The organism is Ensifer sp. ENS10 (genome assembly GCF_014852025.1).
GTDB lineage: Bacteria > Pseudomonadota > Alphaproteobacteria > Rhizobiales > Rhizobiaceae > Ensifer.
This window is the reverse complement of sequence record NZ_JACVAS010000005.1, coordinates 350072-373005: the sequence shown is the minus strand read 5'-3', so window position 1 is coordinate 373005 and position 22934 is coordinate 350072. Positions and strand designations below refer to the sequence as shown.

Here is a 22934-nt window from a genome sequence, read left to right as displayed (position 1 = left end):
AATGACGACCACCGCCCCTCGTTATGCCCTGCGTGTTGCATGCCCCTCCATACGCGGGGTGACGGCAGCCATTGCCACCTATCTCTCGCAGAATGGGTGCAACATTTCCGACAGCGCCCAGTTCGATGACGCTGACACCGACCGCTACTTCATGCGCGTCAGCTTCCAGCCGAAAGAGGGGCGCACCCTTGAGCAGCTTCGTGAAGGCTTCAAGCCGATCGCGGAGAAATACGAGGCGAACACCGAGTTCTTCGATGAGACCGAGAAGAAGAAGGTCATCCTGATGGTGAGCCGCTTTGGCCACTGCCTCAACGATCTTCTCTATCGCTGGCGGATCGGCGCGCTGCCGATCGACATCGTCGGCGTCATCTCGAACCACCTGGACTATCAACGGGTCGTCGTGAACCACGATATCCCATTCCACTGCATCAAGGTCACCAAGGAGAACAAGCCGGAGGCCGAGGCAACTCAGATGCAGATCGTGGAGGATTCCGGTGCGGAGCTCATCGTGCTCGCCCGTTACATGCAGGTTCTGTCCGACGAAATGTGCCGCAAGATGTCCGGCCGTATCATCAACATCCATCACTCCTTCCTGCCAAGTTTTAAGGGCGCCAATCCCTACAAGCAGGCCTACGAGCGGGGTGTGAAGCTAATCGGCGCGACGTCGCACTACGTCACGGCGGATCTGGACGAGGGGCCGATCATCGAACAGGACATCGTTCGGGTCACCCATGCGCAGAGCGGCGAGGATTACGTGAGTCTCGGGCGCGACGTCGAAAGCCAGGTGCTCGCGCGTGCGATCCACGCCCACATCCACGGACGTGTGTTCATCGACGGCAACAAGACTGTGGTGTTTCCTGCATCTCCGGGCTCCTACGCGTCAGAGCGCATGGGCTGAAGGCGGCGTGACGCGCGTCGACACCGGGCCGGCAGGAGGCCGGCCGAAGTGTTGCATACTGCCGGAAGCTGCCCCTGCCCATTGGCATGATGCATTTCACTTAAGATGCGAGCGACGTCCGCCTGAGCAACACGGAGCCGTACTTCACGAGCGTCGTGGACGGCTTGTTGCGCGTATGTTCACTTTTGGGCCAATAAGATCGCATAATGTATCGACTGGAATGCCTTCAGGCCGCCGATAATTCAGATCATTCCTTGATGCGGGAGAGCCGATCCAATGCTTCGTGGGGATCGAAGCCTAAGAGGTCTGCGAGCTCCAGAAACTCGACGACGTCCACGCGACGTTGACCACTTTCAAGGCGCGCCACGAAGGACTGATACTCTCCCAACTTTGCCGCAAGTTCTGTTTGCGTAAGTCCTGCAGACTCACGCTTTGCAATAAGCAGCGCAATCAGCGCTCTATGCCGTCCCGTACCGAGAGTCTTGGCCACGATTTTCCCACCTGCCTTGAGATGGGGGCTTCATTTATATCTGATTTTCAGTTATCTTAAATTCAGATAATATCCGTGATTTCGGTGTAACTCATATGGAACTACGCCAACTTTCCTACTTCGTTGCGGTGGCCGAAGAACTGCACTTCAATCGGGCGGCGGCGCGGATGTGCATCGCTCAGCCGGCGTTGAGCTCCCACATCCAGGCGCTGGAGAAGGAACTCGGCGTCCGGCTGTTGGAGCGGTCGACGCGGAAGGTCGAACTGACGCGGGCGGGGGAGGCGTTCTACGATCGGGCGGTCCGGATCATTGGCGATGTCGGACTGTCGGTTGAGGTGGCGCGCTCAGTTGCCGGCAAGGCGGCGCGCACGATTAGGATCGGAACCGTCTATCCGGCAACGACAGGCGTGCTGCCGGCGTTCCTGGCCCGTATCGGCCGGAAGTTTCCGGATGTCGCGCTGCATGTGACGAGCGGCTCGACCAACGACATCATCCGGTCGATCGAAAATGGCCAGATCAATCTTGGCTTTATCCGTCCGGTCGAAAACATCGGCTCCTTGCGCTTCTTCTCGATCGCGCATGAGCGCTATCTGCTGGCGGTCGAAAAGACGAGTCCGCTGGCGCTTCGCAGCGAGATCGACATCGAAGACCTTCGCTCGGAAAAGATCATCGCCTTTTCCCGTCAAAACCTCTCTTACTCGGAGCGCTATTTCTCCGAGATGTTCGAGATCCATGGTTTGACCTGCAACATCGCTTATAGCTGCGACGACACCTTCTCGCTGGTGTCACTGGTCTCCGCAGGCCTCGGCATCGGCTTTGCGCCGGAATGGACGAAGGATCTGCCCAATCGCAACTTCGAGCTCAGGCCGGTGCGCGGCGTCGATCTCAAGATCGGGCTTGGTGTTGCCTGGAACAAGGAAGACCCGACCGCGTCACGTGACGACATCATCGACATTGCCCGGTCGCTGGCGCGGCCGGGCAGGTGAGCGAATGCAATGAAGCGAATTCCCGAGGCGTAGGATGCGACGTTCAGGCTGACCTGACGTTTTCGGCCTTCGATTTTCCGGTCTTGCGGTCCTGGCCAAGCTCATAGCTGACCTTTTGACCGTCGCGCAGAGGGCTTGCGTCTTCCACCGCCGACACATGGACAAAGACGTCCGCTCCACCGTTGTCAGGCGTGATGAAGCCAAAACCCTTGTCCTGGTTGAAAAACTTAACGGTACCGTTTGCCATAGTCATCCTCGTCAGCTGAGTGGTCTGCGTTTTGCCGCTGGAGCTTATCCAGCGTCGCCCTTTGCGGCAATCGCGCATGCACGCGCACTGCGGTTTTCGGGCTCGGCAGGGTTGTCGGTCCCTTCTTTGACAGGAACGCGGGTAGCGCCTCATGTGGGTCGTCGGCCGCCGCATGCCTGGTCTGAGGTTCGATCGTGGCGAGAGCCGTCTGCTAACGGTTGGTGATGCGCTCGAACACACTGCTTAGCGCTCGCGTCAGCGCTTCGGTTCCGCCCCGCTCGTCGAAATCCCGGAAAACCTGTTCGTTGAGGCCGCCCTTGGTGGCAAATTCGCGGCTCATCTCGAAGAAGTCGACATCTGTACCAGCGTGAAGTGCTGCTTCGGAAAGACCGGCAAAGAGCGGCGCGAGATATGCGCGGCCCTTATCTTCCGGCAGACCATTTTCGGCGAGCCACTCGGTCGTGCGGTGCAGGATGCCGAAATAGGTGGCCATCAATGCGCTTGCTGCGGCCAGAAGGTCATATTCCGCCTTGGTCTCGCATTCGACGGCGTTGCCAAGCACGTCGAAGATTGCGGCCGTGCCTGCGTCCGCCGGAAAGACCGCGGTGACGCCCTTGCGGCGGGCGACGAAGGGCAGGGGGATCGCCTGGGTGAGGCGGACCTCTGTGCCGATCCAGTCGAGGAGCTTTGGCCGGTCGGTTGCCGCAATGACACTGATGATCTTCTGGCCCTCGCGAAACTGCAGAGGACGAATAACCCCTTCGGCGACTTGCGGACGGATTGCCAGCACGACCGTGTCGCAGCCGTCAACAATCGCCTGGTTGTCTGGCGACACGTGTACCTGCGGGAAATCGGAGGCAAGCCTGGCCGAAATGTCCGCGCTGCGTTGAGACACGACGACCTGCGGAATTGCGGCAGGTTCTGCAAGAAGGCCGCGCACCATCGCATCCGTGATCGCGCCAGTGCCGATAAAACCTATGCGTTCGGGCAGGGGCATGGTTACTCCGCCGCCGCAAGCGGCCCGAAAGACACTTCGGTCGTGTAGTTTTCGCGCAGGAAGGCGATGAAGTTGTTCTGAAACTGGCGGGTATGGGCATGCGCCAGCTCGTCTGCACGCTCGACATCCTTGGCGCGGATCGCCTCCAGCATCAATTCGTGCTCGTCGGTCAAAAGATAACCGTCACCGGTGCGCTCCAGGTATTCGAAATGGAGGTGAAGCATGCGCTGACCCTGGTTCAGTAGTCGCTCGTAGAACGACGCCAGATAGCCGTTCTTGCCCGCATAGGCGACCGCCATGTGAAACTGCTTGTTGGCCTCCGACATCTTCAGGTGAATGCCGGTTTTGACCGCTATTTCGAATTCCTTCTGACGCTTTGCGATGATCTTCAGGTCCGCCTCGGTGCGCAACGCTGCCGCCAGCCGAGTGTTCATGCGCTGGGCGACGTCGAGCGCCTCGACATATTTCGGAAAGCTCGCCACCTCGATGGGAGCGACGATGGTGCTGCGGTTGGAAAGCGTGACCACCAGGTCTTCGCCGGCAAGCCGTATGAGCGCTTCGCGCACTGGCGAACGCGACATGTCGAAGCGCTCGGCGAGCGTCATTTCGTCGAGCAACTGGCCCGGCGGCAAGGTGAGGGCAAGGATCTCATTGCGCAGCGTGTCGTAGACACTTTTCCAGCCCGTACCGCGCACCCGTTTCATTTCAATTTCGTCAGACACTTACGCCCCTTTCCGTCTCTTCCGGTCATTGGGCCAGAAAAATCGGCACGCAGCAATCGTAAACTTTTCGCTTGACTTTGTCGACACGGAGACGACATAGTTTTGTCAGTCGACACGGAGCCGACACGAAAACACTAAGAACGGCCAAAGCCGACAGGTCGAACCGCGCGTCTCACGCGCTCAAAATTGGGGAATGCACATGTTCAGAAATGTGATGACGTCCGCTCTGCGGGCGACGGCCGCGCTCGCCCTGGCGGTTGGGCTGTCGACTACGGCGATGGCTGAAACGGCCGAAGGATACTGGCAGGGTGTCCAAAAGAGCGGCACGCTGCGCTGCGGAGCGGCTGTTGCGCCGCCCTATGTGATGCGCGATCCTGCAAGCGGCGAGTACTCCGGCTTCTTTGCCGACCTCTGCCGCGAATTCGCTGAAGTTCTGCAGGTGAAGCCCGAATTCGTCGACACGACCTGGGACAACATCGTTGCGGGCCTTCAGGCCGGAAAATGGGACGTCTCCCTGGCGCTGAATCGTACGCCGGCTCGGGCCATGGCTGTCCAGTTCTCAGTACCGGCGATGGAGTACCAGATCTCACTCGCCTACAACAAGGACAACCCGAAGATCCCAGCGAGTGCGGCTTCCGTTGCCGACATCGACAAGGCGGACGTCACGCTTGCCGTCATGTCCGGCACGGCCCAGGACAAGGCGATTTCCGCCGCGGTCAAGACAGCGACGATCCTGCGCCTGCCGACCAACGACGAAACACGCCTTGCGGTCGTTTCGCGTCGTGCCGACATCCTGGTCGATGCCTCCGACACAAACCAGCTTTTCACCCAGTCGAACCCCGACTGGGCGGTAGCGCTCAATCCGGCGCCGGCGCTCGCCCAGCAGGGCGTGGCGTTCGGATTGCCGCATCAGCTTTCGGCGTCAGATGTCGAAGTGGTCAACATCTTCCTCGAGGAGCGGGTCGCGACCGGCCACGTGGATGCCCTGATCAAGAAGGCCGTGGACGAAGTCCTCAAGGCCGGCAACTGAGCCCGGTCACCAAGCCTACGGAGCTGCCTGTGGCGGCTCCGTTCCCTGTCCCTGAGGTGGAGAGTTTTGGACGATGTCGGATACCGCACCCCTGGTTAAGATCGAAGGACTGCACAAGAGCTATGGCGGCGTCGTGAAGGTGCTGCAGGGCTTGGACATCGAGATGAAGGCGGGCGACCGCGTAGTCGTCATCGGGCCGTCCGGCGGCGGCAAGTCCACCCTCCTGCGCGTGCTGATGGGGCTCGAACAAATCGACGGCGGGTCCATCGTCTTTGGCGGCAAGCCCTACATTTCGGCCAATGGCAACGGCAAGACCGCGATCGATGCCAAGGTCCGTCGCTCGATCGGCATGGTATTCCAACACTACACGCTCTTCCCGCATCTCGATGTCATCGGCAACCTGATCCTCGCGCCGATGAAGGTGAGGGGGGAGAAGAAGGCCGAGGCTGAGGCAAGGGCGATGGCGCTGTTGACGCGTTTCGGACTTGCGCAAAAGGCAAAAAGCTATCCGGCGCAGCTTTCCGGCGGTCAAAAGCAGCGTGTCGCGATTGCCCGCGCCCTGATGCTTGATCCGAAGCTGATGCTTTTCGACGAGGTCACTTCGGCGCTCGATCCGGAACTCGTGGCTGAAGTCGAGCAGGTGATCCTGCAGCTTGCCAAGCAGCAGATGCCGATGGTGATCGTGACCCACGACATGTGGTTCGCCAAGAATATCGCCTCCCGCGTGATTTTCTGCGCCGGCGGTGTGGTCGTGGAAGACGGTCCGCCGGAACAGGTGCTCGGTTCTCCGAGAGAAGAGCGAACGCGCGAGTTCATCGAGCGGGTCTTCCACATCAAGCACTGAAGGACGAACGATGAACTACAGTTTTGACTTCGCGTCCGTCTTTCGCAATTTCGGACCATTGTGGGACGGTTTGCTCGTCACGATCGAACTGACGATCGCTGCCAATGCCATCGGACTGACATTCGGCTTCGTGCTGGCATTGCTTGTCATGAGCCGCTCGCCGGTGGTCCGGCTGCCGGTCACACTCTTCATCGAGTTCTTCCGCTGCACGCCAGCGATCATCCAGATCGTGTGGTTCTTCTATTGCGTCCCGATGCTTTTCAACGTGTTCCTCGGATCGGTCACGATGGGCATCCTGGCGCTCGGGCTCAATCTCGCGGCATTCAACGCGGAGGCTTATCGTGCCGCCATCCAGGCGGTTCCAAGGGAGCAGCTTGACGCCGGCGTGGCGCTCGGCCTGACCCCGTTCCAGAGGGTGTTCTACATTGTTCTGCCGACGGCGGTCCGCAATTCGATACCGGTTCTTTTGACCAACGGGATCGGCATTTTCCAGCAAAGCGCGCTGGTCGCGATCGTTGCCGTCCAGGACCTGATGTACCAGGGCAAGACCTTGGCCACGCAGACATACCGCCCGATCGAAACCTTCACGATCGTTGCACTCTTCTACTTCGCCGTGTCGTTCCCGGTCTCCCAGATCGTTGGCTATTTGGAACGCCGCCGCGAAGCCCTGGCAAGCTGAGGGAGACAAACGATGACCTTCAATTTTGCCGTCGTACTCAAGTTCCAGGAGGCTCTCTTTCTTGGCCTCTGGATGACGCTCAAACTGACGCTGATCTGCATCGTGCTCGGTTGCGCCCTTGGCTTTCTTGTTGCGCTTGCGAGGACCTCGAAAAATGCCATCCTGCGTGCAGCCTCGAGTGTCTATGTGGAATTTTTCCGCGGCACGCCCGTGCTTGTTCAACTCTTCTGGATCTTTTTCTGCCTGCCGCTGATCCTCGGTGTCGAGTTGTCCAACATGACGTCCGGCGTGATCGCCTTGACGCTCTATATGGGGGCGATCAGCAGCGAGACGTTCCGGGCCTCGCTCAAATCGGTCGGCCGCGAGCAGCTGGATGCCTGCGTGGCGCTCGGTCTTTCTCATTGGGCGCGCACGACCAACGTCGTCCTTCCGCAAGCCGTGCTACGCGCCGCGCCGACGCTTTTGTCAAATTGCGTCAGCCTCTTCAAGGAAAGCGCACTCGTCTCGGCCGTCGGTATGGCGGACCTCATGTTCGTCGGCCAGAACATTTCCAACAACACGGCCCGGCCAATCGAGGTGCTGACGATCGTCGCACTCATCTACTTCGTCATCGCCTTTCCGCTGACGCGCGCCGTCACGGTCATCGAGCGACGCATTCTCAAGCGGTTGGCTCTCTGACGCCACCCTTCGAACCCCCGAATGGAGATAGTCCCATGAAACTTTCAGGCGTCTTGCCAGCCCTCGTTACCCCCTTCGACCGTCAAGGTAGGATCGACTTTGCCGCATTTGGAAAGCATCTGGCCAATCTGCGCGCAGCAGGCGTCACGGGCTGGGTGCCTTGCGGCTCCTCGGGCGAATACAGCTTCATGTCCGATGAAGAGCGCGATGAGGTGCTGAAGTTCGTCAAGGAATTCGCCAAGCCTGGCGAGATCCTGATCGCCGGCACCAACGCGCCATCGACGGCCGGCGTCATTGCCAACACGCTGCGCGCCAAGGCGATGGGTTACGACGCCGTGCTTCTCGCAACGCCCTTTTATACGAAACCCACGCAGGCCGAGCTAGTTGCGCACTTCAAGGCTGTCCTTGAAGCGACCGACATGAAGATCGTGCTCTACAGCTATCCGGATAAGGACGGAGTTGAGCTGGGCTGGGAGGTTCTTGACGCGCTCGCCGACGATCCGCGCATCATCGGCATCAAGGAAAGCTCCGGGTCGCTTCAGCGCGCCATCGGCATTGCGACCCGCTACGAGGGACGCCTCCAGCTGGTTTCCGGATCGGACGACATCGCGCTCGACTTCATGATCTGGGGCGCCGAGAGCTGGATCTGCGGCCCGGCCAACTGCATGGCGAAAGCCGTCTGCGATCTCGACCGCACCTTCAAGTCTGGCGATCTCGCCAAAGCCAAGAGGCAAATGGCGACCCTCTACAAGGCGATGAACATCCTGGAATCGGGCAAGTTCGTGCAGAAGCTCAAATATGGTTGCGAAGTGCAGGGCACGCCGGTCGGCGAGTGCCGAGCGCCCCTCGGTCCGCTCACGGACGAGGAAAAAGCCGAATTCCGCACCGCCATGGAACCGATCCTCAATTGGTAATCGAGTGCGGCCGGGCTGACGTCCGGCCGCCATCCAAGGAAAACGAGCAGGAGCAAGGCTAGCATGACCACCGTGGTTGTCGGCGCAGGCATCATCGGCACAACCATCGCCTACGAACTGCAAAAGCGAGGGCGGCGGGTCATCTTGCTTGACAAGGGCGAGGTGGGGCGCGGCGCCTCCTACGGCAACATGGCGTCGATCGCGGTGACCGAGTTCATGCCTGCCTCGCGCCCGTCGATCTGGAAGCAGATTCCCGGATGGATGCTTGATCCGGAAGGTCCCGTCCGTGTCCGCCCGAGCTACATGCCGAAACTGCTCCCCTGGTTTGCACGTTTTGTCGCCGCCTCGCGACCGGCCAGGCTTCGACAACTGGAGGCCGAAGGGGCAGCTCTCTGCAGCCGTGTCTATGACGACCTCCTGCCCTTGCTGCGCGAGACGGGGCTGGAAGGCGAACTGACAGAAGAGGGCTGCCTGTCGCTTTACAGCAACGAAGCGGAGTTTCGCGCCGACCGCGAACATATCGAAATCCTCGAGCGTTTCGACTTTCCGCACCAGCGCCTGACGGGTGCTGAGGCGCGGGAGCTCGAACCGGAGCTGTCGGACCGCATCGGTCTCGCCGTCCTCTTCCCCGAGAACCGAAGTTTGCGCGATCCGTTTCGGTTGGTGAACAAACTTGCGCAAAGGTTCACCGCACTCGGTGGAGAATTCCGCCGCTGCGCCGTGGCTGGCTTCGACCGCTCCTCCCGCGTCACTGCCGTCCGGCTCGTCGGGGGAGATCCAATCGCCGCCGATGAGGTTGTGATCTCAGCGGGAGCCCATAGCGGCCTGCTGTCGAAGATGCTGGGCGAACCGATGCCGCTCGAAACCGAGCGTGGCTATCATACCCAGATCATGGCTCCCGGCGTTTCCATGCGCCACTCTATCATCTGGCCAGCCCGCGCCTTCATGGTCACGCCGACGGCAGGCGGTATCCGAGTCGGCGGCACGGTCGAAATGGCGGGCCTCGACGCCGCACCCGACTATCGCCGCTCGAAGATAACCGTGCGGCGGGCCCAAACGGCGTTGCCGAACCTGCGCTGCGAGAACTTTACCGAGTGGATGGGCCATCGTCCGGCGCTTCCAGACACCGTGCCTGTCATGTCGGCCTCGGCCAAAACTCCAGGCGTCTTTTACGCCGCCGGCCATGGGCATCTGGGGGTCACCTATGCGGCCACGACCGCGCGCCTGATGGGCGACCTCATCACTGGCCGGACGCCACCCATCGACATGCTCCCCTATCGCGTCGACCGCTTCTAAAGGGCGACCGCACAAACGCATTCCATGTGAGGACACCATGCAGAACAAGCTTTTCATCGATGGACAATGGATCGCACCAGCCGACGGAAGCCTGCTTCCCGTGATCGATCCGGCGACCGAAGAGGTCTTTCACCACATCGCTGCCGCCGGCGTCGCAGAGGCCGACGCAGCGGTCAAGGCGGCCCGCGAGGCTTTCGACAATGGGCCTTGGCCACGCCTTTCGGGCAAGGAGCGTGCAAGATATCTGCGCGCCATGGCACAAGGCATCCGTGATCGACTGCCGGAATTGGCGCACATGGAAACACGCGACAACGGCAAGCCGTTGCCCGAGTCCGAATGGGACCTGGCGGACGCCGCCGGCTGCTTCGACTTCTATGCCGATCTCGCTGAGGAACTCGATGGCGAAGTCGAAGAAGTGAAGCTTGCGGACCAGCGCTTCGTCTCCAAGGCCGTGCGCGAGCCGCTCGGAGTGGCGGTTGCTATCGTTCCATGGAACTATCCGCTGCTCATGGCCTCGTGGAAAGTGGCACCGGCGCTTGCGGCGGGTTGCACCATGATCCTGAAGCCCGCCGAAACCACCTCGCTGACCGCGCTGGAACTGGGTGCGATCGCGGAGGCTGCGGGCCTTCCCAAAGGCGTGCTGAACATCCTCTCCGGCAAGGGTTCGGTCGTCGGCCAGGCGCTGGTCGAGCATTCGCAGGTGGACAAGGTGGCGTTCACCGGGTCGGGCCCGGTCGGCTCCCGCATCATGGCCGCCGGCGCCAAGGACATCAAACGCATCAGCCTCGAACTCGGCGGCAAGTCTCCTTTCGTCGTCTTTGCCGACAGCGATATCGAGAAGGCCGTCGAATGGATCATGTTTGGTATCTTCTGGAACCAGGGCCAGGTGTGTTCGGCGACTTCGCGGGTGCTGGTGGAGGCGCCGCTCTATCCGAAGCTATTGGACCGGCTGGTCGAGGAAGCCAGGAAAATCCGGATCGGCAACGGTCTCGAAGAGGGCACGCTGCTCGGGCCGCTCGTCAACAAGGGGCAGTATGAGGATGTTCTCGGCCATATCGAGCGCGCCGTCGAGCAGGGCGCAAGAGTTGCCTGTGGCGGTAGATACGATGGCTTCGACAAGGGCTTCTGGGTCGCGCCGACGATCCTCACCGATATGACGCTCGAGAGTGATGCCTGGGTCGAGGAGATCTTCGGACCGGTCGTCTGCATCCGTCCCTTCGAGACCGAGAAGGAGGCGATCCGCCTCGCCAACGACTCACGCTTCGGGCTTGCCGCCGCAGTCATGTCGACCGATGACGAACGATGCGAGCGTGTGGCCGCTGCCTTCCGGGCGGGCATCGTCTGGATCAACTGCTCGCAACCGACTTTTACCGAGGCGCCGTGGGGCGGCTACAAGCAGTCCGGCATCGGCCGCGAGCTTGGTCGCTGGGGCCTCGACAACTATCTCGAGACCAAACAGATCACTCGCCTCGTCAGCGATGCACCCTGGGGATGGTATCTGAAATGACCTTCGACAAGTCCCTCGATATCCTGCTTGTCCATTGCCAGGGCGAAAGCGGCAATGTCCTGATCGGTGGCGCGCCAGCTATTCCGGGCGCGACCATTCTTGAGAAGATGAACCATCTGAACAATGTCGATCCGTCATTGCGCCTGTTCCTGACGCGCGAACCGCGAGCGCAGGTCGTTCATACGACAAACCTGCTTCTCGATCCGACCCGGCCGGACGCCGATGCTGCCTTCATCGTCTTGCAGCCGGACCGCGCCCATCCGATGTCGGGGTCCAACTGCATCTGCGTGGTTACTGCGCTCCTGGAAAGTGGTCGGGTGGAAATGTGCGAGCCGGAAACCGTCGTGCGGCTCGACACCGCCGCCGGGCTCATCGTCGCCCGGGCGCATTGCGAAAACGGTCGATGCCTTTCGGTCAGCCTCGACAATGTTCCCGCCTTTGTTCAGCAACTCGACGCCGCGATCGACACGCGCAGATGGGGGCGTATTAAGGGCGACATCGCCTTTGGCGGCGTCTTCTATGCACTGATGGACGTGGATCAGATCGGGCTTCGCATCGCGCCAGATGCGGCCTGGGCGCTCGCCGAAGCCGGAACCGAGATCAAGTCGCTGCTCGCCGATCAGATCGCGGTAAGCCACCCGGACATCCCTGGACTTAACGAGATCGCTTACGTGATGTTCCGCGACTACCAGCAGGATGGCTCAGTGGTAACATGCACGACGCTGAAACCCGGTCGCGTGGATCGCTCGCCCTGCGGTACCGGATCCTCCGCCAATCTTGCGGTGCTCCATGCGCGGGGCAAGGCGAAAACCGGCGACAGACGTCTCTCGCGCAGTATCATAGGTGGTACGTTCACCGCCGAGATCTTGGGCGAGACCACGGTCGGCAACCGCCCGGCGGTTCTGCCGCGTATCACGGGCCAAGGCTACGTCTTCGGCCGGCAGCAGTTGCGGCTGGATCCGCATGATCGGTTCGCTCAGGGTTTTGCCATGTCGGACACGTGGGGACCGCAGGTGGGGGAGCTATGAACCTCAAGGGACAAACCGTTTTGGTAACGGGTGCAACCGGCGCCATCGGGCAGGCGATCTGCCATGCTCTCGCGGCTGATGGGGCGAATGTCGTCGTCCACTACGGCCGCAATCGCGATGCCGCCGAAGCGCTTGTGAACGGGCTCGACGGCAGAGGTTGGTGCGTGCCGGCCGATCTGTCGGACCCGGCCGGCCCTCAGGCCCTGTGGGATCAGGCCGTCTCCGTTGCTGGCCGGCTCACAGGGCTGGTCAACAATGCCGGCATCCGCTCCGAGGTTGCAGTCGATGCGCCCATGGATGAATGGCAGCGGGTCTGGGCGCGTGAAATGCGCGTCAACTTCCTTTCGGCGGTTGATCTGTCGAAACTCGCCATCCAGCATTTCCGCGCCCATGGCGGTGGGCGGATCATCAATATGGCAAGCCGCGCCGGACAGCGCGGCTACACCTCCAGCGCGATGGCCTACGGAGCCTCGAAGGCGGCACTGATCAACCTCACCAAGTCCATCGCGCAGAGCCACGGACATGAAGGCGTGACCGCGGTGGCACTGGCGCCCGGCTGGGTGCGCACCGAAATGGCCGAAGCCTATATCGCCGAGCATGGCGAGGCTGCGGCATTGGCCGGCATTCCCATCGCCAGGATGGCCGCGCCTGAAGAGATCGGCGAGATCACCGCATTTGCCTTCCGTCCTTCGCAGGCCTCCCTCAATGGCGCTGTGCTTGACGTGAACGGCGGCAGCTATCTGAGGTAATTTCCATGCGTTTCAAGGACAAGATCGTAATCGTCACCGGCGCAGCAGGTGGCATCGGCGGGGCGATCAGTGCCCGTTTCGCTGACGAGGGCGCAAGGGTCATCGTCACCGACATGAATGGGGAGGGCGCCGAGGCGACCGTCGCGGAGATTGCGGGCAAGGGCGGCAGCGCGCGGGCGCTCGCCAGCGATATCTCGGGCGCTGAGGGTTGCCGCGCCATCATCGACAATGTGATCTCGACCGAAGGGCGCATCGATGTGCTCTGCAACAATGCCGGCATCAACCGCCGCGGCAATCTTCTCTCGTTGACGCGGGAGGATTGGCGGCTGAGCTTTGCGGTCAATGTCGACGCGATTTTCCATCTTTGCCAGGCGGCGCTGCCCCACATGATCCAGGCGGGCGGCGGCGCCATCGTCAACACGGCATCCCAGTGGGGGCTTTATCCGGCGCCGAACCACATCGCCTATAACGTGACGAAGGCGGCCGTGGCGAGCTTCACGCAGAACCTTGCCCGCGACTACGCGCCGAACAAGATCCGCGTCAATGCCGTCTGCCCGGGCGAAATTCACACGCCCATGTTGGAAGCCGGTGTAAAGCGCTCCGGACGAACGATTGCTGACCTTGACAAACTCGTTCCCTTTGGCCGCATTGGCAAGCCGGAAGAAGTCGCAGCCCTCGTCGCCTTCCTTGCGTCCGACGAGGCAGCCTTCATGTGTGGATCGCTGGTGGAAATCACCGGTGCACAGGCGGTCGCCTGACAAAAGGCTGAAGTCACTCCGGCGGCAGCATGGATGCCACAACAGCTGTCCCAAAGGAAGCTGACGTAAGCCGCATGATCTTGAACAGGCCGCTTGTCGCGCCAGCGCCGTCAAGTAACAAACTGCACGACCCTTTTATTTCCCCAGATCAACTGAATTTCGATGATTTGTATTTTAAATAGGAGGATCTGCATGGGGAGGTAAAGTAGGAAGCCGCCACTATCATGTGCCGGGTTTGTTTCCGGTTTGTGCGTTTAGGATCGCATAATGTATCGACTGGAAGGGCGTTTCGCGAGGAGGGGCGCTATTTCCTGTTGCACTCTCAATCCATCAATACCTGCATAGTGGCCAAATGACCATGTCGACGTTTTCTGCAGGTCTTACGTTGGCCGTTGGCATGTCGACAGTTCAATCTGGTCAAGCGATCGCCTTCTATTCATCCCGCGCGACATTGCTCAAGGGAGAAGCGCCACCATTCGAGAAGCCCCTGTAGCGTAAGTGGCTACGGTTCAAATGCGCCCGCATCGCTTCACGGGCCTGTTCGGAATTGCCGGTGCTGATCGCTTCGCAGATCGCCCTGTGCTCCCGAACCGTGTTCTGCACATACTCTGGTGTGATGAGCTCGGGGTTCACCTGTTTCGAGAAAGCCGGTTGGGGGAGGATCTGGAGGCTCATCAGGTTAAAGAACTCTATGAAGGCGCCGTTATTCGTCGCTTCCGCGATCGATCGGTGGAACACGAAATCCAGGTGGTCGAGGGCGGCCTCGTCGTCGAGCGAGGCTTCGAACTGCCGTGCGGCATTCCAGATATTCGATTCCTGCGCCCATGAACGGCGAGTCGCAGCAAGGCCTGCGGCATGGACCTCGAATGCCATCCGCAGTTCAAGGAGGTCCATGAATGATGTTTTCAGGCGCTGCAAGGGCGCCAGGACAAGTTCCGGATCGTAGTCGTATGGGTCTTCCGGCTTAGGTTTCTCGTGCACGAACACACCGACGCCATGACGTGCCTCGACAACTCCCTCCGACCGTAACGCGGAGACGGCCTCCCTGATGATCGTGCGGCTGACGTTAAACTGCTGCGCCAGTTCATTCAGCGATCCAAGTTTGTGGCCCTTGTCCAGTTGATTGTCGACGATATGGGCCTTCAGGGCCTGTATCGTCCGGCTTGCCAAAGTACTCAAGATTCCACCCGTCTGCTTGGTCGCACGCGTGAGCGACGTTTGCCAACTGATAGGGATTTGTTGTGTCTTTGACAAGGTAGCATGACGCAGTGAGGTGATGCTACCTCAACTGAAATTTTCGCTCGTCAGGTGTGCGCACTCTCTGCCGAATAGTGGGGCCTGGCCATCTCATTTCTGGCTTTTTTTGGAGCTCGTTGCGAAATTTTTTTTTACGTTGGCGAGAATTCACAGTTTTATAGAACCAATGCTTAGTGGTTAACTATCTGATATTTTGTGATTAATCCCGCTGGATTGGTTTCTCAGAGCAAAGAGATAGTATCTCTAACTTTTATGTTGACATGAGATACTATTTCACTAATCTCTTCGTCAGAAAAAGCGAGCCAGCGCCACGATCCTCAAGCGAACGTGGCGAATAGCTCCGGGAACAGGAACTGCGCGCAACGGCGCGCGCACAAAATCAGGTGGAAAACCGCTATGGGTGACGTCTCCGCACGCCTCTCCGAGCTCGGCATCGTGTTGCCTTCGATTGCCTCGCCCTCAGGCAACTACATTCCGTATCGGTTTGCCGGGAACCTTCTCTTCGTTTCCGGGCAAATCCCTCGGATTGACGGCGTGGAGCATTTTGCCGGGGTCGTGGGGCAGGATGTCTCGCTTGAAGAGGGCTATCAGGCGGCGCGGCTTTGTGCCTTGAACATCCTTGCCCGTGTCAACGACGCGCTCGACGGCGATCTCGACCGGGTAGTGGCCTGCGTTCAGGTCCGTGGCTTCGTCAACGCGCAGGCGGATTTCAAAGGTCACCCCGCGATCGTCGATGGTGCGTCCGACCTTTTCGTCGAAATTCTGGGCGAAAAGGGGCGTCATGTGCGCACGGCACTGGGGGCCGGATCGCTTCCACGTGGATCGTCGGTCGAAGTGGACGCCGTGTTTGAAGTCGCAGCGAAATCCTGACGGTTACAGGAAAGGGAATTGGCCATGGGCGAGAATGAAAGCAACGAAAAAGCCATCGAAATGACGGGTGTCAACAAATGGTATGGTCCGTTGCAGGTACTTAAGGGCGTCGAACTCAACGTTGCGCGGGGCGAGCATATCGTCCTCTGTGGCCCGTCAGGGTCGGGAAAGTCCACACTCATTCGCTGCATCAATCACCTTGAGGAAGTCCAGCAGGGCAGGATCGTCGTCAATGGAACTGCGCTCAACCAGAAAGGGTCGAACGCCGATCACATTCGCCGCGACGTCGGCATGGTTTTCCAGCAGTTCAACCTCTTCCCCCATATGACCGTTCTGGAAAACTGCATGCTGGCCCAGCGCCGGGTCCGAAAGGCGTCGGCGGCGGATGCCAAGGCGAAAGCGATGCGGCATCTGGAGCGCGTGCACATTGCCGAGCAGGCGCAGAAATACCCCGCTCAGCTTTCCGGCGGCCAGCAGCAGCGCGTAGCGATCGCCCGCGCGCTCTGCATGGATCCGAAGATCATGCTGTTCGACGAACCGACCTCGGCGCTCGATCCGGAAATGGTCAAGGAAGTGCTGGACACGATGATCTCGCTTGCCGACGACGGTATCACGATGATCTGCGTGACGCATGAAATGGGGTTCGCGCGTGCCGTCGCGCACCGTGTCATCTTCATGGACCGCGGCGAGATCATCGAGAGCGCCAAGCCGGACGTCTTCTTCAATAATCCGGGCCACGAACGCACCAGGGCGTTCCTCAGCCAGATCCTCAACCACTGAGGGCGGCCGATGAACTACTCCTTCGATTTCGCACCGGTTTTTGCCGCATGGCCCATGCTTTTGGAGGGCGTGATCGGCACACTGAGAATGTCATCGCTCTCCATGGTCTTCGGCCTGAACCTCGGCATCGTGTTCATGCTGATGCGCATGAGCAAAAGCAACGCTCTTCGGGCGATGGCGATCGGTTACATCGAGCTGATCCGCAACACGCCGATCCTCGTGCAGGTCTTCTTCGTCTTCTTCGGCATGCCGGCCATCGGTATCCGGCTGAGTGGGGAACAGGCGGCGATCCTCGCCATGACGCTTAACTGCGCGGCCTATGCCGCGGAGATCGTGCGCGGCGGAGTACAGTCGATCCGACCCGGGCAGATCGAGGCTGGCAGGGCGCTCGGCCTACACACGGCCGACATCTACCGTTTCGTTGTGTTTCGTCCGGCTATCCGTGCGGTGTACCCGGCGCTCTGCAGCCAGTTCATCCTGATGATGTTGAACTCCAGTCTGGTGTCTTCCGTCTCGGCGGAGGAATTGACGTACTTCGCCCAGACCCTGGATTCCCAGACGTTCCGCAGCTTCGAGATCTATCTCACGCTTGGCGTCATCTATCTCGTGCTGTCCCAGTTCTTCTCTGCCGCGCTTGGCGTGATCGGCAGGGTCTATTTCTCCTATCCGACGAAGTGAGGGCCTTGCGATGATCCGTCAATTTGGCTGGGGAGAGTTCCTCTTTCTGCTCGAGGGCGCGCGCTGGACGGTGGTCCTGACGCTTCTCGCCTTCACCTTCGGCGGCGCGCTCGGGCTGGGCGTGGCGCTCGGCCGCACGAGCAAGTGGAGGCTGCTGCGTATCCTGATGGCCACCTACATTCAGATCTTTCAGGGCACCCCGCTGCTGGTCCAGCTGTTCTTCGTCTATTTCGGCCTGCCGCTTCTGGGTCTTAAGGTGGATGTCTGGGTGGCGCTGACGATCGGGCTTTCGCTGCATACCAGCGCGTTCCTAGGCGAGATCTGGCGTGGCAGCATCCAGGCGGTTCCCGATGGCCAGAGTGAGGCCGCCCGCGCTCTCGGGATCGGCTATGTGCACCGGATGGTGGACGTCGTCCTGCCGCAGGCGTTCCGCATCGGCCTGCCTGCGACAATCAGCTTCCTTGTGAACCTCATCAAGGGTACCGCGCTTGCTGCTCTGCTCGGACTGACGGAGCTCACCCGGTCCGGCCAGCTGATGGCGAACATCACGTTCCAGCCGCTGCAGGTCTATGGCGCAGTCGCCCTCGTCTACTTCTTCATATGCCTTCCGCTGACCTTCAGCAGCGCTCGGATCGAACGGCGGCTGAATGCCGATCGGTAAAACAAGAACGCATGACAAAACCAACCAGAGGTGACCACATGTTCAAGATAGCATTGCCCTTTTCGCGTTCGAACGTTCCCGGCGTGTTTGCCGCCGCGCTTTTGGCCACGACCTTGTTCGCGACGACGGCGCTGGCCATAACACCGGAGGAACTGAAGGCCAAGGGCACGGCGACCATCGGCGTGCAGATGGACCAGTTCCCCTGGGGTTTCATCGACCAGAATGGCCAGAATGACGGCTTCGACATCGAAATCGCCAAGCTGATCGCCAAGGAACTTGGTGTAGAGGTCAAGTTCGAGCGCATCACCGGGCAGAATCGCATTCCGCTGCTGGTCAACGGCAATGTCGACTTCCTCGTGCCATCGATGACGATCACCGAGGAGCGCGCCAAGGTCATCCAGTACGTCATCCCCTACTCGTCGAACGATATCACGGTCTGGGCAAAGAAGGATGCGGCGATCAAGGGCAACGACGACCTTGGCAAATACGTCATCGGCGTGAACCGTGGTAGCGTGTTCGAGCCGATCCTCGTCAAGGCTGCACCGCCAACGACCGAGATCAAACGCTTTGACGACGATGCGACGACCGTGCAGGCCCTCCTGTCCGGCCAGGTCGACGCCATCCTTGGCAGCGTGACCTACGGTCTCGTCATCAAGGAGACGGGACACGAAGCGGAGTTCGAGCGCAAGTACAAGGTGGCCGATAATTTTCAGGGCATGGCCGTTCGCAAGGGCGACCGGGAAATGCTCAACTTCCTCACCGATTTTGTGACCAGTCACACGGCTGATGGCTCGCTCGACGCACTTTACAAGAAATGGATCGGCGTCGATCGCGCAAAACTTCCGACAACGCTGCCGGGCGTAGACTTCACCGGCAAGCAATAACGCGCCTGCCCTGCGCAACCGCTGCGCAGGGCACCCCGAAACATCAACAATCGAAGAGCTTTAGCCTCCGCCTGCAAGTGCGGGCGGGGAATGCCCACCGCATGTCGAAAGCAAGCCCTTGGGCGCGGTGTGGAAGAGAAGTTCGTTCACGGAGCAAAGTCAAGAAAATGGCGAAAGATGGTATGCAGATCAGGGTCGGTGTCGACATCGGCGGCACCTTCACCGACGTTGCGATGGAGGTAGGCACCACGCTCCATTCGATCAAAGTGCTGACCGATTATTCCTATCCGGAAAACGCGATCGTCAGGGGCATCCGGCAGGTCGCCGAGTTGGCAGGCGTCGAACTGTCAGAGATCGACACCGTCATCCATGGCACGACGCTCGCGACGAACGCGCTGATCGAGCGGCGCGGCGCGCGCACTGCCTTCATCACCACCAAGGGCTTTCGCGATGTCATCGAGATGCGGACCGAAAGCCGCTTCGAACAGTATGATCTCAATATTGTGCTGCCTGCGCCGCTTGTGCCCCGCAACGAACGCTTCGTCATCGACGAGCGGATCGGCGCCGACGGTGGTGTCCTGAAGCCGCTCGATCTTGCCGAGGTCGACGCCCTCTGCGACCGTATTATCGCCGCAGGCTATGAAAGCGTCGCAATCGGCTTCATCCATTCATACCTGAATGGCGCGCATGAAAAGGCGGTGCGCGACCGATTGCTGGCGAGGAAGCCGGATCTGTCCGTTTCGATTTCCTCGGAGGTCTCGCCGCAGATGCGCGAGTTCCAGCGTTTTAACACGGTCTGCGCCAACGCGTTCGTCAAGCCGCTGATGGCGTCTTATCTCAATCGTCTCGTCGGCAGGCTGGCGGAAGAGGGCATGCGCAGCCCGGTCTTCATGATCCATTCGGGCGGCGGTATCATCAGCGTCGAGAGCGCTATCGAGTTTCCGGTTCGCCTCCTCGAATCCGGTCCGGCGGGCGGCGCGATCTTCGCCGCGCATATTGCCAGCAGTTACGGGCTCGATCAGGTCCTCTCCTACGATATGGGCGGCACGACCGCAAAAATCTGCCTGATAGAGAACCAGACGCCGAAGACCTCGAAAACCTTTGAGGTGGCCCGCACCTGGCGTTTCAAGAAGGGCAGCGGCATGCCGATCTCCATCCCGGTTATCGAGATGGTAGAGATCGGCGCCGGCGGCGGATCGATCGCCACCGTCGACAGTATGCGTCAGATCCGTGTCGGGCCGCACAGTGCCGGTTCCGAACCGGGGCCGGCCTGCTATGGCCGTGGCGGGGAAAGCCCGACGGTAACTGACGCCGACCTGATCCTCGGCCGCCTCGATGCCGACGAGTTTGCAGGCGGGGCGATGAAGCTTAATGCGCCCGCCTCCGATCGGGCGATGCATGCCGACATCGCGTCGAAACTCGACACCGACATTGCCACTGCGGCCTACGGCCTCAGCGAGGTCGTGGACGAGAACATGAGCAACGCCGCCCGCATGCATGCAGTCGAAAATGGCAAGGAGCTTTCAGAGTTCACCATGATCGCCTTCGGTGGCGCCGCGCCCATCCACGCCGCCCGCCTTTGCGAGAAGCTCGGCATGGCGAATCTACTGATCCCGCCGGGAGCCGGCGTCGGCTCGGCCATCGGGTTCCTGCGCGCGCCCTTCGGCTTCGAGTCGGTTCGCAGCGCCTATAGCCGCCTCAGCCGTTTCGACGCAGATGCGATCAACCGGACGATTTCGGAGCTCGTCGCGGAAGCGACGTCCTTCGTGCGCTCCGGCGCACCGGATGCCGATCCTAATCTCGAGTGTACCGCATACATGCGCTATGTCGGCCAGGGCTGGGAAGTTCCCATCACGATCGATGTGCGTGACTATGCCGATGTCGATGGTGCCCTATTCCGCGCTCTCTTCGACGCGCAGTACGAGCATTTCTTCGGCCGAGTGATTGGCGGCCTCGATGTCGAGATCGTCAGTTGGTCGCTGAGAGCGACATCGAAAGTCACGCCGCCGGCCAGGATCAGCAAGGTCGGGAAGGCTGGCGGCGCTACGGTGCGCGGCACCCGCGAGATTTTCGATGTCCAGGAAGGCCGCTTCCAGCAGGCCTCGGTCGTCTCCCGCCACGACATGAAGCCGGGCGACTGGGTCGCAGGTCCGGCGGTCATCACCGAACGCGAAACCTCGACCATCATTACGGCGAGCCGCGAGGTCGTCATGCAGGCCGATGGCTGCCTGCTCGTGTGCGCCAAGCAAGCCGCCTGAACGGAGGATAATCCATGAAAACCAATGCACTTTCCGACGTCCACATGCAGATCATGTGGAACCGGCTGATCTCCGTGGTCGAGGAGCAGGCCGTAACGCTGATCCGAACCGCCTTCAGCACCAGCGTACGAGAATCCGGCGACCTGTCCGCCGGCGTGTTCAACCGCGGCGGTAAGATGATCGCCCAGGCGGTGACCGGCACGCCCGGCCACGTCAACGCCATGGCGGAAGCCGTCGGCCATTTCATCCGCGATATCGGTCCGGAGAACATCTTCGAAGGTGACGTCTACATCACCAATGATCCCTGGAAGGGCACCGGCCACCTGCACGACTTTACCGTCGTCTCGCCGAGCTTTCGCAACGGTTCTTTGGTCGGCTACTTCGCCTGCACCGCGCATGTGGTGGATGTTGGCGGCCGTGGCTTCGGCCCGGATGCAAACGAGGTTTACGAGGAAGGCATCTTCGTCCCGATCATGAAATTTGCGGAGCGTGGCAAGGTCAACAAGGATCTCGTGAACATTCTCCGCAACAACGTGCGCGAAAGCCATCAGGTGGTCGGCGACGTCTACTCGCTCGCGGCCTGCAACGAGATCGGCCATCGCCGCCTGATGGACATGATGGACGAGTTCGATCTTGCGGATCTGGAAACGCTGGCCGACTTCATCTTCAATCGCAGCTACGATGCGACGCTGGAGCGGATCGCGGCCCTGCCGAAGGGCTCCTATTCCAATGTAATGCGCGTCGATGGCTATGGCTCGCCGATCGATATCGCCGTTCGCCTTGATGTGGCCGACGACCATATCCTAGCCGATTTCGACGGCACGTCGCCGCCGAGCCCGAAGGGTATCAACTGCCCGTTCATCTATTCCGCAGCCTATGCCTGCTATGGTCTGAAGTGCTCGATCGCGCCAGAGATTCCGAACAATCACGCATCCCTGCTGCCGTTCCGCGTCATAGCGCCGGAGAACTGCATCCTCAACGCGCAGCATCCGGCGCCTGTATCTGTGCGTCACGTCCTCGGCCATCTCGTTCCCGATGCCGTGCTCGGCGCCGTGCACAAGATACTGCCGGGCCGCGTGCCGGCGGAAGGGGCGGGCGCGCTCTGGAACTTGCATGTCAGTGTACGCCCGCTGCAGGGCGAGAAGGCCCCGGCCGACGGCGGTCAGCGCGCCGAAGTGCTGCTGTTCAACAGCGGCGGCGCCGGTGCGCGTTCGACGCTTGACGGCCTGAGCGCGACGGCATTCCCGAGCGGCGTGCACTCAATGTCGATCGAGGCGACGGAGCATGTCGGCCCGGTCATCTTCTGGCGCAAGGAACTGCGCGACGGATCGGGCGGCGCCGGCCAGTTCCGCGGCGGCCTTGGCCAGGTCGTGGAAATCTCGCCGACCGAAGGTCACGAGATTCATTTCAACGCCATGTTCGACCGCGTCGAGCATCCGGCGCGCGGCCGTGAGGGCGGCGAGAACGGTGCCCCCGGAGCCGTGCTGCTCGATGACGGCACACGCCTTACGTCGAAGGGACGGCAGCATGTGCCGGCGGGGCGCCGGCTCATCCTCGAGCTTCCCGGCGGTGGCGGCTATGGTCCGGCCGATAAGCGCGATCCGGCTGCCGCCAAGCGCGACAGTGCTTTCGATTACGTCGTCGCCAGATAGTCCTCCCGGGGACCGGGCGAGGCGAGAGCGTCGTCCTGTCCCAAATGCCAGATCAATTCAAGGAAGCCGGA

At 60.7% G+C, this 22934-nt stretch carries 24 protein-coding genes; 19 read left to right on the top strand and 5 right to left on the bottom strand.

Annotated elements, in window-relative coordinates; genetic code table 11:
• Position 1: 1 nt before the first annotated feature.
• Complete coding sequence (purU, locus tag IB265_RS20215) at positions 2–898, top strand: formyltetrahydrofolate deformylase (RefSeq protein WP_057248653.1); 897 nt, start codon at positions 2–4, stop codon at positions 896–898.
• Between the two features lie 247 nt (positions 899–1145).
• On the opposite strand, the gene IB265_RS20210 is transcribed toward purU, so the two are convergent.
• Positions 1146–1388 carry a helix-turn-helix transcriptional regulator gene (locus IB265_RS20210; RefSeq protein WP_192495103.1) on the bottom strand — a complete coding sequence of 81 codons (243 nt, stop codon included), beginning with the start codon at positions 1386–1388 and terminating at the stop codon, positions 1146–1148.
• A 95-nt stretch (positions 1389–1483) separates the two neighbouring features.
• Here IB265_RS20210 and IB265_RS20205 point away from each other — a divergent pair, with 95 nt between their 5' ends.
• On the top strand, positions 1484–2374 hold the full coding sequence (locus tag IB265_RS20205; protein WP_192495102.1) for a LysR family transcriptional regulator: 891 nt from the start codon (positions 1484–1486) through the stop codon (positions 2372–2374).
• Between the two features lie 43 nt (positions 2375–2417).
• On the opposite strand, the gene IB265_RS20200 is transcribed toward IB265_RS20205, so the two are convergent.
• The 3 genes from IB265_RS20200 to IB265_RS20190 form a co-directional block, all read right to left on the bottom strand.
• On the bottom strand, positions 2418–2621 hold the full coding sequence (locus IB265_RS20200) for a cold-shock protein (protein WP_192494983.1): 204 nt from the start codon (positions 2619–2621) through the stop codon (positions 2418–2420).
• Positions 2622–2832: 211 nt separating this feature from the next.
• On the bottom strand, positions 2833–3618 hold the full coding sequence (locus IB265_RS20195) for a pyrroline-5-carboxylate reductase (RefSeq protein WP_192495101.1): 786 nt from the start codon (positions 3616–3618) through the stop codon (positions 2833–2835).
• Positions 3619–3620: 2 nt separating this feature from the next.
• A complete protein-coding gene (locus IB265_RS20190) occupies positions 3621–4340 on the bottom strand; it encodes a GntR family transcriptional regulator (protein WP_192495100.1) in 720 nt (239 codons plus the stop codon).
• A gap of 199 nt (positions 4341–4539) precedes the next feature.
• On the opposite strand from IB265_RS20190, the gene IB265_RS20185 reads away from it, so the two are divergent.
• From IB265_RS20185 to IB265_RS20140, 10 genes are all read left to right on the top strand, one after another.
• Entirely contained in the window at positions 4540–5370 is an 831-nt protein-coding gene (locus IB265_RS20185) for an ABC transporter substrate-binding protein (protein ID WP_192495099.1), read from the top strand.
• A 73-nt stretch (positions 5371–5443) separates the two neighbouring features.
• A complete protein-coding gene (locus IB265_RS20180) occupies positions 5444–6214 on the top strand; it encodes an amino acid ABC transporter ATP-binding protein (RefSeq protein WP_057248658.1) in 771 nt (256 codons plus the stop codon).
• A gap of 10 nt (positions 6215–6224) precedes the next feature.
• Positions 6225–6893: an amino acid ABC transporter permease gene (locus IB265_RS20175; RefSeq protein WP_057248659.1), complete on the top strand. Its 669-nt coding sequence runs from the start codon at positions 6225–6227 to the stop codon at positions 6891–6893.
• A 12-nt stretch (positions 6894–6905) separates the two neighbouring features.
• Positions 6906–7571: an amino acid ABC transporter permease gene (locus tag IB265_RS20170; RefSeq protein WP_057248660.1), complete on the top strand. Its 666-nt coding sequence runs from the start codon at positions 6906–6908 to the stop codon at positions 7569–7571.
• A gap of 35 nt (positions 7572–7606) precedes the next feature.
• Entirely contained in the window at positions 7607–8485 is an 879-nt protein-coding gene (locus IB265_RS20165) for a dihydrodipicolinate synthase family protein (RefSeq protein WP_192495098.1), read from the top strand.
• A gap of 63 nt (positions 8486–8548) precedes the next feature.
• Positions 8549–9781: an FAD-binding oxidoreductase gene (locus IB265_RS20160; protein WP_192495097.1), complete on the top strand. Its 1233-nt coding sequence runs from the start codon at positions 8549–8551 to the stop codon at positions 9779–9781.
• Between the two features lie 37 nt (positions 9782–9818).
• Positions 9819–11288 carry an aldehyde dehydrogenase family protein gene (locus IB265_RS20155; protein WP_113736938.1) on the top strand — a complete coding sequence of 490 codons (1470 nt, stop codon included), beginning with the start codon at positions 9819–9821 and terminating at the stop codon, positions 11286–11288.
• On the top strand, positions 11285–12316 hold the full coding sequence (locus tag IB265_RS20150) for a proline racemase family protein (protein WP_113736937.1): 1032 nt from the start codon (positions 11285–11287) through the stop codon (positions 12314–12316). The genes IB265_RS20155 and IB265_RS20150 overlap by 4 nt, the downstream gene beginning before the upstream one ends.
• Positions 12313–13065, top strand: a complete 753-nt coding sequence (locus tag IB265_RS20145; RefSeq protein ID WP_113736936.1) for an SDR family NAD(P)-dependent oxidoreductase — start codon at positions 12313–12315, stop codon at positions 13063–13065. The genes IB265_RS20150 and IB265_RS20145 overlap by 4 nt, the downstream gene beginning before the upstream one ends.
• A gap of 5 nt (positions 13066–13070) precedes the next feature.
• Entirely contained in the window at positions 13071–13823 is a 753-nt protein-coding gene (locus tag IB265_RS20140; protein WP_057248666.1) for an SDR family NAD(P)-dependent oxidoreductase, read from the top strand.
• A gap of 432 nt (positions 13824–14255) precedes the next feature.
• Here IB265_RS20140 and IB265_RS20135 read toward each other — a convergent pair whose 3' ends face one another.
• Entirely contained in the window at positions 14256–15002 is a 747-nt protein-coding gene (locus tag IB265_RS20135; protein ID WP_058325941.1) for a FadR/GntR family transcriptional regulator, read from the bottom strand.
• Positions 15003–15476: 474 nt separating this feature from the next.
• On the opposite strand from IB265_RS20135, the gene IB265_RS20130 reads away from it, so the two are divergent.
• The 7 genes from IB265_RS20130 to IB265_RS20100 all read left to right on the top strand — a co-directional run bounded on the left by IB265_RS20130 (position 15477) and on the right by IB265_RS20100 (position 22863).
• A complete protein-coding gene (locus tag IB265_RS20130) occupies positions 15477–15950 on the top strand; it encodes a RidA family protein (RefSeq protein WP_058325940.1) in 474 nt (157 codons plus the stop codon).
• A 24-nt stretch (positions 15951–15974) separates the two neighbouring features.
• A complete protein-coding gene (locus tag IB265_RS20125) occupies positions 15975–16730 on the top strand; it encodes an amino acid ABC transporter ATP-binding protein (RefSeq protein ID WP_057248668.1) in 756 nt (251 codons plus the stop codon).
• A gap of 9 nt (positions 16731–16739) precedes the next feature.
• The gene (locus IB265_RS20120; protein ID WP_192495096.1) at positions 16740–17408 is read left to right on the top strand and encodes an amino acid ABC transporter permease; all 669 of its coding nucleotides are present in this window, start codon (positions 16740–16742) and stop codon (positions 17406–17408) included.
• A gap of 10 nt (positions 17409–17418) precedes the next feature.
• Entirely contained in the window at positions 17419–18069 is a 651-nt protein-coding gene (locus tag IB265_RS20115; RefSeq protein ID WP_192495095.1) for an amino acid ABC transporter permease, read from the top strand.
• A 38-nt stretch (positions 18070–18107) separates the two neighbouring features.
• Positions 18108–18953, top strand: coding sequence for a transporter substrate-binding domain-containing protein (locus IB265_RS20110; protein WP_057248671.1), 846 nt, complete (start codon positions 18108–18110; stop codon positions 18951–18953).
• A gap of 167 nt (positions 18954–19120) precedes the next feature.
• The gene (locus tag IB265_RS20105; RefSeq protein WP_057248672.1) at positions 19121–21211 is read left to right on the top strand and encodes a hydantoinase/oxoprolinase family protein; all 2091 of its coding nucleotides are present in this window, start codon (positions 19121–19123) and stop codon (positions 21209–21211) included.
• Positions 21212–21225: 14 nt separating this feature from the next.
• A complete protein-coding gene (locus IB265_RS20100) occupies positions 21226–22863 on the top strand; it encodes a hydantoinase B/oxoprolinase family protein (RefSeq protein WP_112997247.1) in 1638 nt (545 codons plus the stop codon).
• The last annotated feature ends 71 nt before the right edge of the window (positions 22864–22934 follow it).